Below are 13,624 nucleotides of genomic sequence, written 5' to 3' on the forward strand. Positions count from 1 at the left end.
CCAGAAGCGCCCGTGATCACCCCGATCCCGCTCGCGCCGGTCCGGTTCCCCCGAGGAGCTCACGATGATCCCGCTGTCCCCGCACCGCCTGCCCGCCGCGCCCCACTGGTTCACGCCCCGGATGCCCGGCCCCGCCGTACTGCCCGAGCACGTCGCCACCAGCGGCGTCGGCGGCTGGTGGGCCGACCGCGCCCAGGAGCCGCGGGCCGTGGCGGTGGCGTGCGCGGGCCATGTGCTGCTGCGCGGGGACCCCCACTGCGTCAGACCCGGCCTGCTGGCCCCTTTCGCGCACAGTCACGTCGAGGCGGCGGCCCGCTTCCTTCCGGTGCTCGGCGCGGCCTTCGACCGGCTGGTCCCGGTGGAACGCATGGTGTACGTGCACCGCGAGCCGGTGGACCCGCCCCGCCCGAAGCGCGGTGTGACCGTCCGGCGTCTGACGGCCGCCGACGCCCCCGCGCTCGCCGCCCTGCCCCCGGACACGGCCTGGATCCACGACAGTTGGGGCGGACCCGAGGGGCTCGCGGGCTCCGGTCACGGCCGGGGCGCGTTCGACCGGGACGGCACCCTCGCGGCGGTGGCCTGCGGCTATTTCGTCGGACAGACGTACGAGGATGTCGCCGTGGTCACCGCGCCCGAGCGCCGACGCGAGCGCCTCGGGCTGGCCTGTGTCACCGCCCTGTGCGCGGACATCGCCGCGCGGGGCCGCACCGCGAGCTGGTCGTGCGCGCAGGAGAACCGCCCCAGCCGCCTGCTGGCCTGGACGGCTGGATTTCGACTGCGCCATGAATACGTCCGGTACGCCACGGGAAACCCCAGGGAACTCCCGGACCAGGCATCACCCGCCCCTAGCCGCCCACCTGTTCGAGATCAAGAGTGTTCAGAAGAGGGCAAGGTCACAGCCTCGAATGACACCGCGTGCCAGGGGTTGCGCCCTAGCATCAGGGCATGACGGTCCAGCCTGACGACGGGCTTTCCCTGGCCGCCGAGTTCCCTGATGCGACCCATGAGCAGTGGCAACGCCTGGTGGAAGGCGTGCTGCGCAAGTCGGGTAAGGATGTATCGGGCACGGCCGCCGAGGACGCTCTGTCCACCGCCCTCGAGGACGGGCTCATCACCCGCCCTCTGTACACTGCCCGCGACACCGCAGCCGATGTCGGACTTCCCGGATTCGCCCCCTTCGTACGGGGTGGCACGGCAGGCGGCAACGCGGCCTCGGGCTGGGACGTACGACAGCGGCACGCGAGCGGTGACCCCGCGGCCACGAACGAGGCGGTCCTCGCGGACCTGGAGAACGGCGTCACCTCGCTCTGGCTGACCGTGGGCCCCGCGGGGCTCCCCGTCTCCGGCCTGGAGCGGGCGCTCGACGGTGTCTTCCTCGACCTGGCGCCCGTGGCGCTCGACGCCGGCGACCAGTACGAGCCCGCGGCGCGCGAGTTCCTGCGCGTCGTCGAGGCCGCGGGCGTCGCCGACGGCGCCGTGCGCGGCACCCTGGGGGCGGACCCGCTCGGCCACGCGGCCCGCACCGGCGAGGAGCCCGCCTCCTTCGACGGCGTCGCGGCGCTCGCCACGCTGTGCGCCGACCGCCACCCCGGTCTGCGTGCCGTGACCGTGGACGCGCTGCCCTACCACGAGGCGGGTGCCTCCGCCGCGCAGGAGCTCGGCACCTCGCTGGCCACCGGCGTCGCGTACCTGCGCGCGCTCCACGAGGCGGGCCTGAGCGTCGAGGCGGCCCTCGCCCAGCTGGAGTTCCGCTACGCGGCCACCGCCGACCAGTTCCTGACCATCGCCAAGTTCCGTGCGGCCAGGCGCCTTTGGGCGCGGGTCGCCGAGGCGTCCGGGGCGCCCGCCGCCGGCGCCCAGCGCCAGCACGCGGTGACCTCGTCGGTGATGATGAGCCGCCGCGACCCGTGGGTGAACATGCTGCGCACGACCGTGGCGTGCCTCGGCGCGGGCGTCGGCGGCGCGGACGCCGTCACGGTCCTGCCGTTCGACCACTCGCTGGGCCTGCCGGACGCGTTCGCGCGCCGCATCGCCCGCAACACCTCGACGATCCTCGTGGAGGAGTCCCACCTCGCGCGCGTCATCGACCCGGCGGGCGGCTCCTGGTACGTGGAGCGGCTCACCGACGAACTCGCGCACTCCGCGTGGGAGTTCTTCCAGGAGATCGAGCGCGCGGGCGGCCAGGCCGCTGCACTGCGCTCGGGGCTGATCGGCGACCGGATCGCCGCCACCTGGGCCCAGCGCAAGAAGAAGCTGGCGCGGCGCCGCGAGCCCATCACGGGCGTCAGCGAGTTCCCGCTGCTCGCGGAGCGCCCGGTGGAGCGCGAGGCCGCTCCCGATGCACCGTCCGGCGGACTTCCCCGGGTGCGCCGCGACGAGGCGTACGAGGAGCTGCGTACGCGTTCGGACGCGCACCTCGAAGCCACGGGCAGCCGCCCGAAGGTGTTCATCGCCGCGCTCGGCCCGGCCGCCGCGCACACCGCGCGCGCCACCTTCGCGTCGAACCTCTTCATGGCGGGCGGCATCGAGCCCGTGCACGACCCGGTGTCGGTGGACGCGGAGTCGGCCGCCGAGGCGTTCGCGGCGAGCGGGGCTGGCGTCGCGTGCCTCTGCTCCAGCGACGCGCTCTACGAGGAGCAGGCCGCCGATGTCGCCAAGGCCCTGAAGTCGGCGGGCGCGCAGCGGGTGTTCCTCGCGGGGCGCGGGGAGTTCGCCGACGTCGACGACAACGTCTTCGTGGGCTGCGACGCGGTCGCCCATCTCACCTCCACCCTCGACCGCATGGGAGTGGCGTAATGCGGATCCCCGATTTCTCCGACGTCGAACTCGGCGCGGGTGGCGGGCCCTCGGGCTCGGACGAGCAGTGGCGCGCCGCCGTGAAGGAGTCGGCGGGCCGCTCCGAGGCGGACCTGCTGTGGGAGACCCCCGAGGGCATCGCGGTCAAGCCGCTGTACACGGGCAGCGACGTGGAGGGCCTCGACTTCCTCGCCACGTACCCGGGCGTCGCGCCGTATCTGCGCGGCCCCTACCCGACGATGTACGTGAACCAGCCCTGGACGATCCGGCAGTACGCGGGATTCTCCACCGCCGAGGAGTCGAACGCCTTCTACCGCCGCAACCTCGCGGCGGGCCAGAAGGGCCTGTCGGTCGCCTTCGACCTGCCCACGCACCGCGGGTACGACAGCGACCACCCGCGGGTGACGGGTGACGTCGGCATGGCGGGCGTCGCCATCGACTCGATCTACGACATGCGTCAGCTGTTCGACGGGATCCCGCTCGACAAGATGACGGTGTCGATGACGATGAACGGCGCCGTGCTGCCCGTTCTCGCGCTCTACATCGTGGCGGCGGAGGAGCAGGGCGTCGCGCCCGAGAAGCTGGCCGGGACCATTCAGAACGACATTCTGAAGGAGTTCATGGTCCGCAACACCTACATCTATCCGCCGAAGCCCTCGATGCGGATCATCTCCGACATCTTCGCGTATACGTCGCAGAAGATGCCGCGCTACAACTCCATCTCCATCTCCGGCTACCACATCCAGGAAGCGGGCGCGACGGCCGACCTGGAGCTGGCGTACACGCTGGCCGACGGCGTGGAGTACCTGCGCGCGGGCCGTGACGCGGGCCTGGACGTGGACGCGTTCGCGCCGCGTCTCTCGTTCTTCTGGGCGATCGGCATGAACTTCTTCATGGAGGTCGCCAAGCTCCGCGCGGCGCGCCTGCTGTGGGCGAAGCTCGTCAAGCAGTTCGACCCGAAGAACGCCAAGTCGCTTTCGCTGCGCACCCATTCGCAGACGTCGGGCTGGTCGCTCACCGCGCAGGACGTGTTCAACAACGTCACGCGCACCTGCGTCGAGGCGATGGCGGCGACGCAGGGCCACACCCAGTCGCTGCACACCAACGCCCTGGACGAGGCGCTCGCTCTGCCCACCGACTTCTCCGCGCGCATCGCCCGCAACACCCAGCTCCTGATCCAGCAGGAGTCGGGTACGACGCGTTCGATCGACCCGTGGGGCGGCAGCGCGTACGTCGAGAAGCTCACGTACGACCTGGCGCGCCGTGCCTGGCAGCACATCGAGGAGGTCGAGGCGGCGGGCGGCATGGCGCAGGCCATCGACGCCGGCATCCCGAAGCTGCGCGTCGAGGAGGCCGCGGCGCGCACGCAGGCCCGCATCGACTCGGGGCGCCAGCCGGTCATCGGCGTCAACAAGTACCGGGTGGACAGCGACGAGCAGATCGAGGTCCTCAAGGTCGACAACTCCTCGGTGCGCGCCCAGCAGATCGCCAAGCTCAAGCGGCTGCGCGCGGAGCGCGACGAGTCGGCCTGCCAGGACGCGCTGCGCGCCCTCACCGCCGCCGCCCAGCGCGGCCCCGGCCAGGGCCTGGAGGGCAACCTCCTCGCGCTCGCCGTGGACGCTGCGCGCGCCAAGGCCACCGTCGGTGAGATCTCCGACGCACTGGAGAGCGTGTTCGGGCGGCACGCGGGACAGATCCGTACGATCTCCGGTGTGTACCGCACCGAAGCAGGCCAGTCCCCGTCCGTCGAGCGCACGCGCACGCTCGTGGACTCCTTCGACGAGGCCGAGGGCCGCAGGCCCCGCATCCTGGTCGCCAAGATGGGCCAGGACGGTCACGACCGCGGCCAGAAGGTGATCGCCTCGGCCTTCGCCGACCTGGGCTTCGACGTCGACGTCGGCCCGCTGTTCCAGACGCCGGCGGAGGTCGCGCGCCAGGCCGTCGAGGCGGACGTGCACATCGTGGGCGTCTCCTCGCTGGCCGCCGGCCACCTCACCCTCGTACCGGCGCTGCGCGAGGAGCTCGCCGCCGAGGGCCGCGACGACATCATGATCGTCGTGGGTGGGGTGATCCCGCCGCAGGACGTGGACGCGCTCCACGAGGCGGGCGCCACGGCCGTGTTCCCGCCCGGCACGGTGATCCCGGACGCGGCGTACGACCTGGTGAAGCGACTGGCGGCCGATCTCGGCCACGACCTGTGAGCCGGTGAGCGCCGACCCCATGCCTGTGACGATCGACATCGATGCGTATGTGAAGGGCGTCCTCGACGGGAAGCGCGCGTACGTCGCGCGCGCCATCACCCTCGTCGAGTCGACCCGGCCGCGGCACCGCGCGCTGGCCCAGGAGTTGCTCACCGAGCTGCTCCCGCACAGCGGACGGGCCCGGCGGCTCGGCATCAGCGGTGTGCCGGGTGTCGGCAAGTCGACCTTCATCGACGCGCTCGGCACGATGCTCACCGCGCTGGGCCACCGGGTCGCGGTGCTCGCGGTCGACCCGTCGTCCACGCGCACGGGCGGCTCCATCCTGGGCGACAAGACCAGGATGGAGCGGCTCTCGCTGGATCCCGCGGCCTTCGTCCGGCCGTCTCCCTCCGCCGGCACGCTCGGCGGGGTCGCCAAGGCGACCCGGGAGTCGATCGTGGTGATGGAGGCGGCCGGGTACGACGTGGTGCTCGTGGAGACCGTGGGCGTCGGCCAGTCGGAGACGGCGGTCGCGAACATGGTCGACACGTTCCTGCTGCTGACCCTGGCCCGCACCGGCGACCAGTTGCAGGGCATCAAGAAGGGCGTCCTGGAGCTGGCGGACGTGATCGCCGTGAACAAGGCGGACGGCCCGCACGAGCGGGACGCGCGCTCGGCGGCGCGCGAACTGGCGGGCGCGTTGCGCCTGATGCACCCGGCAGACGCCTCCTGGACTCCCCCGGTGCTCACGTGCAGCGCCCGCGAGTCGAGCGGCCTGGACACCCTCTGGGAGCGGATCGAGCAGCACCGGACGCTGCTCGACTCCTCCGGCCGGCTCGCCGCCAAGCGCCGCGACCAGCAGGTCGACTGGACCTGGTCGATGGTGCGGGACGAGCTGCTGGGCAGGCTGCGCGGCGACGCCGACGTGCAGCGTGTCGCCCCGGATCTCGAACAGCGCGTCCGCGAGGGTACGTTGACGGCGACCTCGGCCGCCGAGCAGATCCTGGACGCGTTCCAGGGCGAGCGGACCGCACCACCCGCCGGCTGAGCACCGCGTCCCCCCCGCCGACGTACCGCGATCCCGGCGGCACCGCGTCTGCTACGACGAGCGCCGCGCCCCCTGTGAATTGGAGCCACCCGCACGATGACCGCCGCGAACGCCACTCCCGACGACGCCCCTGTCCTGCTCCGCCGTGAGGGGCGGGCGGGGCACATCGTCCTCAACCGGCCCCGGGCCATCAACGCCCTGAACCACCCCATGGTCGAGCTCATGGCGGGCGCCCTCGACGCCTGGGAGCGGGACGAGTCGGTGGCGACGGTGGTGCTCACCGGCGCCGGGGAGCGCGGGCTGTGCGCGGGCGGCGACATCCGGTCCATCCACGACGACGTGCGCGCGGGCCGCGCCGCTGCTTCGGCGGCGTTCTGGCACGACGAGTACCGGCTCAACGCCCGTATCGCCCGCTTCCCCAAGCCCTATGTCGCCGTCATGGACGGCATCGTGATGGGCGGAGGCGTGGGCGTCTCGGCACACGGCGGCGTGCGTGTGGTCACCGAGCGCTCGCGGGTCGCGATGCCGGAGACGGGCATCGGCTTCACGCCCGACGTGGGCGGCACCTATCTGCTCACCCGCGCGCCCGGCGAGCTGGGCACCCACCTCGCGCTGACGGGCGGCGCGGTGGGCGCGGGCGACGCTCTGCTGTGCGGCCTCGCCGACCACTTCGTACCCTCCGAGCGGCTGCGGGAGTTCACGGCCGCGCTCGCCGACACCGATCCGGCGGATGCCGTGCGGCGGTTCGCCACCCAGGCACCGGCGGGTGAACTGGCCGGGCACCGCGCGTGGATCGACCACTGCTATGCGACGGACTCCGTCGAGGAGATCGTCGACCGGCTGCACGCCAGCGGGGAGCGGCCGGCGAAGGAGGCCGCCGAGACCCTTCTCGCCAAGTCACCGACGTCGCTGAAGGTCACGCTCGCGGCCCTGCGCCGGGCACGGGAACTGCCGTCCCTGGAGGCCGTCCTGGAGCAGGAGTACCGCGTCTCCTGCGCCATGCTCGCCTCGCCGGACCTGCCCGAGGGGATCCGCGCCCAGGTGGTCGACAAGGACCGCAGGCCGCGCTGGTCGCCCGCGGAGCTGTCGCAGGTGACGGAGGCGGACGTGGCCCGGGTCTTCGCGGCGGTGGACGGTCCGGCGGACGGCGGCGGTCTCCGCCTGGTCTGACGTCGGTGCCGCGCCGTCACGACGGGTGCTTCCCGCGCGTCATGGCGGATCGATCTCCGTGACGACGGCCAGCAGTTGGAAGGGCAGCTCGCGGTCCCACTGGGCGACACCGAGCGCTATCCAGCGGTCCTCCACCCGCCACAGGTGCAGATCGGGGACGGCCGAGCACAACTGCAGCCACGGCTCCGGTATCTCCTCGGTGTCCTCCCCCGAGTCCGCCTCCATCGCGCGCTCGAAGAGGCTCGCCAGGCTGAACCTCTGCGGCGGCCCCCACCGGTCGGCCAGCAGCACGGTCAGTCCGTCGCGCTCGGCCTCGAACTGCTCCTCGGCGGCGTGCCAGCGCGTGCCGTCGTCGTCCCAGAAGGTGTCGCTCGTCAGTAACTCCGCTATGTGGTACCCGGGTCCCTCGGCGCCGCACGCCGATCTGCCGTGCTCCGCGGGGAACTCCCGGGAGCGCAGCAGATCGATGGCGGCGAGATGCTGTGCGGTACTCATGACGTCCAGTAAAGCGGGCGCCACTGACAACGGGTCACCTGCCGTGCACCCGGCTCACGGCAGACCGCCGGGGCGCCCCGGACCAGGGAGTTCGCCTCCCCCGGGCAGGGGATCCGCCCACGCGGGAACGGCTGGCAGGATGACGTCATGCCCGGCTTCCTGAGACCCCTGACCCGCGCGGTCACCTACGCGCGCTGGCTGCACGTCCTCGTGGGCTCGGTGGTCGCCTGGATCTGCGGCGCGATCTATCCCGGCCTGCCCGTCGACGCGCGTACCGACTGGCTCCTCCTGCTCGTCATTCCCGTGCCCCTGGTCGTCGTGGCCGCCATGGTGCCCGCCATGCGACGCGTCGAGGGGCTCCAGGCACGGCTGATGCTGTTCCCGGCCCCGCCACCGCCGGGACACGACGGGCACGCGCGCGTGGCGGGCGCCGAGGGCGCCCCGGGCATCTCCGTGGCCCCGTCCGCCTCGTGGCGCGACCGGGCCAGGACCGCGCTGTGGCTCGTGCTGCGCCTGGAGGTCGGGGTCGTCACGGCCCTGGCGACGGTGCAGCTCCTGGGGCTGAGTCTGACTCTGCTGGGCTCGACGGACGACGAACGCTCCCACGACGCGGGCGCGTTCCCGCGCGTGCCGTCCCTGGGCCGGGCGGACATCCCCCTGAGCGTGCTCCCCGTCCTCGCCGTCCTCGCGCTGGTCGTCGCGACCGGTCACGTCATGGCGGGCGCGGCACGCCACCTCCTGGGCCCCTCCCCCGCGGAGCGCCTCGCCGTCCTGGAGGAGCGCACCGAACAGCTCCTGGAACGCAATCGCATCGCCCGGGAGCTGCACGACTCGATCGGGCACGCGCTGACCGTCGCCGTCGTCCAGGCGGGCGCCGCGAGAGCCGCGGCCGACCCCGCGTTCACCGACCGTGCTCTGGAGGCCGTCGAAGAGACCGGCCGGGCCGCCCTGGAGGACCTGGAACGCGTCCTGCGCGTCCTGCGCGAGGACGGGGAGCCCGCGGGCGACCGGCCCACGCTCTTCGACACCGAGCGCCTGCTCGTCTCCGCCCGTGCCTCGGGCACCGAGGTCGACGTCGAGGTGACGGGCCCGGTGGAGCGCGTGCCGGGGCCGGTCTCCCGGGAGGGCTACCGCATGCTCCAGGAGGCGCTGACGAACGTGCTGCGCCACGCGGGCCCGGTTCCGGTACGGCTGCGCGTCGCCGTCGACGACGCGCGCCTCGTGCTGGACGTACGCAACGCACTGCCCCCGTCGGCCTCTCCCGGCACCGCTCGCGGCGGCAGCGGACTGCACGGCATACGCGAGCGCGCCGCGCTCCTCGGCGGGCGCGCCACGACGGGTCCGCACGACGATGCATGGCAGGTCCACGTCGAACTACCCCTTCGGTGATCTACGCTGACCGGACGCCGGTCGCAGTGTCGCGCCTGTCGGCGTGCGGGACTCCGGAGGGTCCGGCACTCGCCGCTGTCCCGTCCTGCGAGTACGATCCGGCCATCATGCGCACGAGCTGGGAGGACGGACGTTGGGGCAGCTGACCGGCGGGGACCCCTCTCTGTTGCGGCGGATCAACTCCGCGGTGGTGCTGCACGCGCTGCGCGCCGCGGACTTGGCGACGCTCACGGAGATCACCCGCGTGACCGGGCTCTCCCGGCCCACCGTCGAGGGGGTCGTCGAGGGACTCATCGAGGCGGGGCTCGTGGTGGAGTCCGCCCCCGAGGACAGTGGCACCCGGCGCCAGGGACGCCCCGCCCGGAAGTTCCGCTTCCGGGCGGAGGCAGGGCATCTGCTCGGCCTGGAGATCGGCCCGCACCGCGTCGCGGCCGTCCTCTCGGACCTCGACGGCACGGTCCTCGGCACCGGCGCGAAGAGCGTCTCCGCGGAAGCCTCGGCGGACGACCGGCTCGATCGCCTGCGGACGATGGTCGCCGACGTGCTGCGCCGCGCGGGCATCGCCCGCAGTTCACTGCGCGCGGTCGGCGTGGGCAGCCCCGGCATCCTGGAGGCGGACGGCACGGTGCAACTGTGCACGGCGCTGCCCGAGTGGACGGGTCTCCAGCTGGGCGAGCGGTTGCGCCGCTCGTTCAAGTGTCCGGTCCTGGTGGAGAACGACGCGAACGCCGCGGCCGTGGCCGAGCACTGGAAGGGCGTCGCGGCCGACACGGACGACGTGGTGTTCGTGCGCGCGGGGCTGAGCCCCGGCGCCGGGTCCCTGATCGGCGGCAGGCTGCACCGCGGCTACGGCGGCGCGGCCGGCGAGATCGGCGCGCTGCACCTGCTGGGCCGCGAGGCCACCCCGGAGACCCTCCTGTCCACCACGGGCGAGCCCCTGCACCCTCTGGACGAGGAGGCGGTGGCCGACGTCTTCGCCCACGCGCGCGAGGGCGACGAGCGCGCCCGGGCGGCGGTGGAGCGCTTCATCCAGCGCCTCGTCCACGACGTGGCGGCCCTGGTCCTCGCCCTCGACCCCGAGCTGGTCGTCGTGGGCGGCTGGGCCTCGGGCCTGGACGGCGTCCTGGAGCCCCTGGACCGCGAACTGGCCCGCTACTGCCTGCGCCCTCCGAAGGTGGCCCTGTCGACGCTGGGCGAGGCGGCGGTCTCGACCGGCGCCCTGCGTCTGGCACTCGACCACGTGGAGGAGCAGCTGTTCGCCGTGGAGGGAACGGTCACGGCCCGGCGCTGAGCACCGCCGCGCACACAGGACGCCCGGCACACGGAGTGCCGGGCGCTGGATGCCGTATCACTTGAGCTGGGGCTCGCGTACGTCGCGGACCCCGTCGGCGGCCTCGGTCTAGGCCCGCCCCTCCCCCTCGTGGTGGATCTCGACGCCGCCCGTGTCGCCGAAGGTGAGGCGGCACGTGTCGGCGCGGTAGGTGGCCACCGAGACCGCGGCCGTACGCCCCTCGGCGAAGAAGCGGGTCGTCACTACGAGGACCGGTGCCCCCGGGAGGCGGTCCAGCGCCTTGGCGTCGTCCGCGCGGGCCGAGCCGAGCTCGACGGCCCGGTCCTGGCCCTCGAGGTCGAGCCGGGCGAGTTCGCGCAGGACCACGCGGGCGCGGGCCGCGCCGGACGGCGCGTCCATCCCGGTCAGCTCGGCGACCGCCGACGTGGGAACGTACAGGAGCTCGGCGGCGACGGGCTGGCCGTTCGACACGCGGGTGCGGCGCACCACGTGCACCTGCTCCTCGGGGAGCGTCTCCAGCATGCGGGCCACCTCGGCGGGCGGGGCCGCCGGCGCGCAGTCCGCGGGCTGCCAGGCGTCGCCGACCGCGCCCGGCCACGAGCCCTGCGCCGATCCGACGGCCACGCCCATCCGCGGCGGAGCGACGGTCGTGCCGACTCCGCGGCGGCGCTGGAGCCTGCCTTCGAGTTCGAGCTGTTCGAGAGCCTGCCGGAGCGTGGCACGGGCGACACCGAAGCGGGCGGCGAGGTCGCGCTCGTTCGGCAGGATCTCGCCGACCGTGAACTCGGAGTCGAGTGCCTCACTGAGCACGGTCTTCAGATGCCAGTACTTCGGCTCCGGCACCGTTTCGAGCTGCGTGGTCCCCACCCTGTCCTCCGCAATCGCCGTTCACCGGCGGCTTTTTAGCGCCCTTGTTTATTAAAGGTTCCTGCACTATCTCTGCGACCATAGGGCCGCACTCACCCTTGGTCAAGACCAATCCTCGATCCGTTACAGCCCGCACAGGGGTGATGCCACAGAGCATTCATGTGCTGTTCGTGCGGGGCCAAGCGGGCGAAATCGGCCACGCGCGCGTGAACGGCGCACAAAGATCGCAGCAAAAAGCCCCCGCTTTTCCGGGCGGGGGCTCTGTCCTGCGGAAATACGGCGCCGGCGACGATCCCGAGGCGCCGCTCTAGGGCGCGAGCGACACGAGTTTGTCCGGATTACGGACGATGTAGACGCTCTGGACCCGCCCGTCGGCGACATCCAACTGGAAGATGCTGTCCGGCTTGCCGTCGACGAGGAAGAGCACGGAGTCGGCGCCATTGATTTCCAGGAACCGGAAGGCGAACTCGCCGGCTCCGGGCACGCTCTTGCGGGCGGCGCCCAGCAGGAACCGACCCACCTTGTCGGCGCTCTCGATGACCCGCAGCGGCGCCTTGGACTTCCCGCCGCTGTCGCCGACCAGGCGGACGTCCGGCGCGAGCAGCGACATCAGCCCGTCCAGGTCGCCCTCCGTCGCCGCCGCGAGGAAGCGCTCGGTCAGGTCGCGGCGCTCGGCCGGGTCCACCTCGTAGCGCGGGCGGCCCGCGTCGACGTGCTTGCGCGCCCGCGCCGCGAGCTGGCGCACGGCGGCTTCGTTGCGGTCGAGCGTGAGGGCGATCTCGGAGAAGGGGAACCCGAAGGCCTCGCGGAGCACGAACACGGCGCGCTCCAGGGGCGAGAGGGACTCCAGGACGACGAGGACCGCCAGGGACACCGACTCGGCGAGGACGGCACGCTCCGCGGTATCGGGGACGGTCCGCCCGAAGTCGGTGACGTAGGGCTCGGGGAGCCACGGCCCCACGTACGCCTCGCGCCGGGACTGCACGTGGCGCAGGCGGTCGACGGCGAGCCGGGTCGTCACGCGCACCAAGTAGGCGCGCGGCTCGCGCACTTGGTCGTGGTCGGCCGCCGACCAGCGCAGCCACGCCTCCTGGACGACGTCCTCCGCGTCGGCCACCCGGCCGAGCATGCGATAGGCGACGCCCATCAGGACGGGGCGGTGCTCTTCGAAGACATCGGTCGCGCTGTCGGTACCCACGCCCTCCATCCCAGCCCACGAAACAGCGTCTGTCCAGGAGAAATCGGTGCGGCGCAGAGCACATCGGGCGTCCCCTCGCGGGGGTGTGCGCGGGGCGTGACGGCGGCGGGTCCGGCCGGATCCGGCCAGGGCCGACGGCGGCCCTCTTGAAGTGGGGCCCACGGAGCGCTTGAAGTGGGGGCTACTGAGCGGTAATTGTTGCTGACAGCATGTCTAACGCATCGGACGAGCCGTCGCCCCGCGGCGGGGACAGGAGTGGTCATGGCGTCAGAGGTGTCCTTCGGCGTGGCGTCCCCCGACGGCCCGCGCACCGTGACGGTCGGCTATGAACGGGCGGGCGCCGGCGAGCCGTTGCTCCTGCTGCACGGCATCGGACACCACCGGCAGGCCTGGGACCCGGTGATCGAGATCCTGGCCGCCGAGCACGACGTGATCGCCGCGGACCTGCCCGGCTTCGGGGCGTCCCCCGCGCTGCCGGACGGACTCGCCTACGACCTCGCGACGGTCGTCCCCGTCCTCGGCGCGTTCTGCGAGGCCCTGGAGGTCGAACGTCCGCACGTGGCGGGCAATTCGCTCGGCGGGCTGCTCGCCCTGGAGCTGGGCCGCGAGAAGCTCGTGCGTTCCGTCACCGCACTGTCCCCCGGCGGCTTCTGGTCGCCCGCGGAGCGCCGGTACGCGTTCACCACACTGCTCGCGATGCGGCGGGGCGCCCGGCTGCTGCCGTTGCCCGCGATCGAGCGCCTGTCGGGCTCGGCGGCCGGGCGCACGGCGCTGACGAGCACCATCTACGCCCGCCCCTGGCGCCGTTCACCGGGGGCCGTCGTCGCCGAGACGCTCGCGCTGCGCGATGCCACCGGGTTCGACGCGACGCTCGCGGCCGGGCGTGACGTCGTCGTCCGGGACGACGTGCCGGGCCTGCCCGTCACCGTCGCCTGGGGTACGCGGGACCGGCTGCTCCTGCCCCGCCAGGGCATCCGCGCCAAGCACGCCATCCCCGGCGCGCGGCTCGTCCGGCTGCGCGGGTGCGGTCATGTGCCGATGCACGACGACCCGGCCCTCGTCTCGCGCGTCATCCTCGACACCTGCCGCCGACCCGACGTCAGCCGCTGACCCGACGCCTGCCGTCGACGTACGCCGGCCGAGGACTCCGGACCCCAGGGCCACCCCGGCGCCGACGAGGGCGCTGCCGA

General features: G+C 73.1%; 11 protein-coding genes. 8 read left to right on the forward strand and 3 right to left on the reverse strand.

The features are described from left to right. Positions 1-64: 64 nt before the first annotated feature. The 5 genes from AB0L89_RS20850 to AB0L89_RS20870 all read left to right on the forward strand — a co-directional run bounded on the left by AB0L89_RS20850 (position 65) and on the right by AB0L89_RS20870 (position 7,194). Positions 65-949 carry a GNAT family N-acetyltransferase gene (locus AB0L89_RS20850; protein WP_365142877.1) on the forward strand — a complete coding sequence of 295 codons (885 nt, stop codon included), beginning with the start codon at positions 65-67 and terminating at the stop codon, positions 947-949. Next, entirely contained in the window at positions 946-2,796 is a 1,851-nt protein-coding gene (gene mutA / locus AB0L89_RS20855) for a methylmalonyl-CoA mutase small subunit (protein ID WP_365142879.1), read from the forward strand. Before AB0L89_RS20850 ends, mutA begins: the two co-directional genes overlap by 4 nt. Further along, positions 2,796-4,997 (forward strand): methylmalonyl-CoA mutase, encoded by a 2,202-nt coding sequence (gene scpA, locus AB0L89_RS20860; RefSeq protein WP_365142881.1) that lies wholly within the window; start codon positions 2,796-2,798, stop codon positions 4,995-4,997. The genes mutA and scpA overlap by 1 nt, the downstream gene beginning before the upstream one ends. A 19-nt stretch (positions 4,998-5,016) precedes the next feature. Further along, positions 5,017-6,024 carry a methylmalonyl Co-A mutase-associated GTPase MeaB gene (gene meaB, locus AB0L89_RS20865; protein WP_365142883.1) on the forward strand — a complete coding sequence of 336 codons (1,008 nt, stop codon included), beginning with the start codon at positions 5,017-5,019 and terminating at the stop codon, positions 6,022-6,024. Positions 6,025-6,120: 96 nt separating this feature from the next. Further along, entirely contained in the window at positions 6,121-7,194 is a 1,074-nt protein-coding gene (locus tag AB0L89_RS20870; protein ID WP_365142885.1) for an enoyl-CoA hydratase/isomerase family protein, read from the forward strand. Positions 7,195-7,233: 39 nt separating this feature from the next. On the opposite strand, the gene AB0L89_RS20875 is transcribed toward AB0L89_RS20870, so the two are convergent. Next, on the reverse strand, positions 7,234-7,689 hold the full coding sequence (locus AB0L89_RS20875; protein WP_365142886.1) for a hypothetical protein: 456 nt from the start codon (positions 7,687-7,689) through the stop codon (positions 7,234-7,236). A 147-nt stretch (positions 7,690-7,836) separates the two neighbouring features. On the opposite strand from AB0L89_RS20875, the gene AB0L89_RS20880 reads away from it, so the two are divergent. Together AB0L89_RS20880 and AB0L89_RS20885 are read left to right on the forward strand one after the other, a co-directional pair. Further along, positions 7,837-9,078 (forward strand): histidine kinase, encoded by a 1,242-nt coding sequence (locus tag AB0L89_RS20880; RefSeq protein WP_365142888.1) that lies wholly within the window; start codon positions 7,837-7,839, stop codon positions 9,076-9,078. A gap of 133 nt (positions 9,079-9,211) precedes the next feature. After that, positions 9,212-10,369 carry an ROK family transcriptional regulator gene (locus AB0L89_RS20885; RefSeq protein ID WP_365142890.1) on the forward strand — a complete coding sequence of 386 codons (1,158 nt, stop codon included), beginning with the start codon at positions 9,212-9,214 and terminating at the stop codon, positions 10,367-10,369. 108 nt (positions 10,370-10,477) lie between these two features. On the opposite strand, the gene AB0L89_RS20890 is transcribed toward AB0L89_RS20885, so the two are convergent. Together AB0L89_RS20890 and sigJ are read right to left on the reverse strand one after the other, a co-directional pair. Further along, entirely contained in the window at positions 10,478-11,236 is a 759-nt protein-coding gene (locus AB0L89_RS20890) for a GntR family transcriptional regulator (protein ID WP_365142892.1), read from the reverse strand. A 307-nt stretch (positions 11,237-11,543) separates the two neighbouring features. Then, positions 11,544-12,434 carry an RNA polymerase sigma factor SigJ gene (gene sigJ, locus AB0L89_RS20895; RefSeq protein WP_365142894.1) on the reverse strand — a complete coding sequence of 297 codons (891 nt, stop codon included), beginning with the start codon at positions 12,432-12,434 and terminating at the stop codon, positions 11,544-11,546. Between the two features lie 261 nt (positions 12,435-12,695). Here sigJ and AB0L89_RS20900 point away from each other — a divergent pair, with 261 nt between their 5' ends. Next, positions 12,696-13,544: an alpha/beta fold hydrolase gene (locus AB0L89_RS20900; RefSeq protein ID WP_365142896.1), complete on the forward strand. Its 849-nt coding sequence runs from the start codon at positions 12,696-12,698 to the stop codon at positions 13,542-13,544. Positions 13,545-13,624: the final 80 nt, after the last annotated feature.

Origin of the sequence: Streptomyces sp. NPDC052114 (genome assembly GCF_040680155.1) — a bacterium.
Lineage (GTDB): Bacteria > Actinomycetota > Actinomycetes > Streptomycetales > Streptomycetaceae > Streptomyces.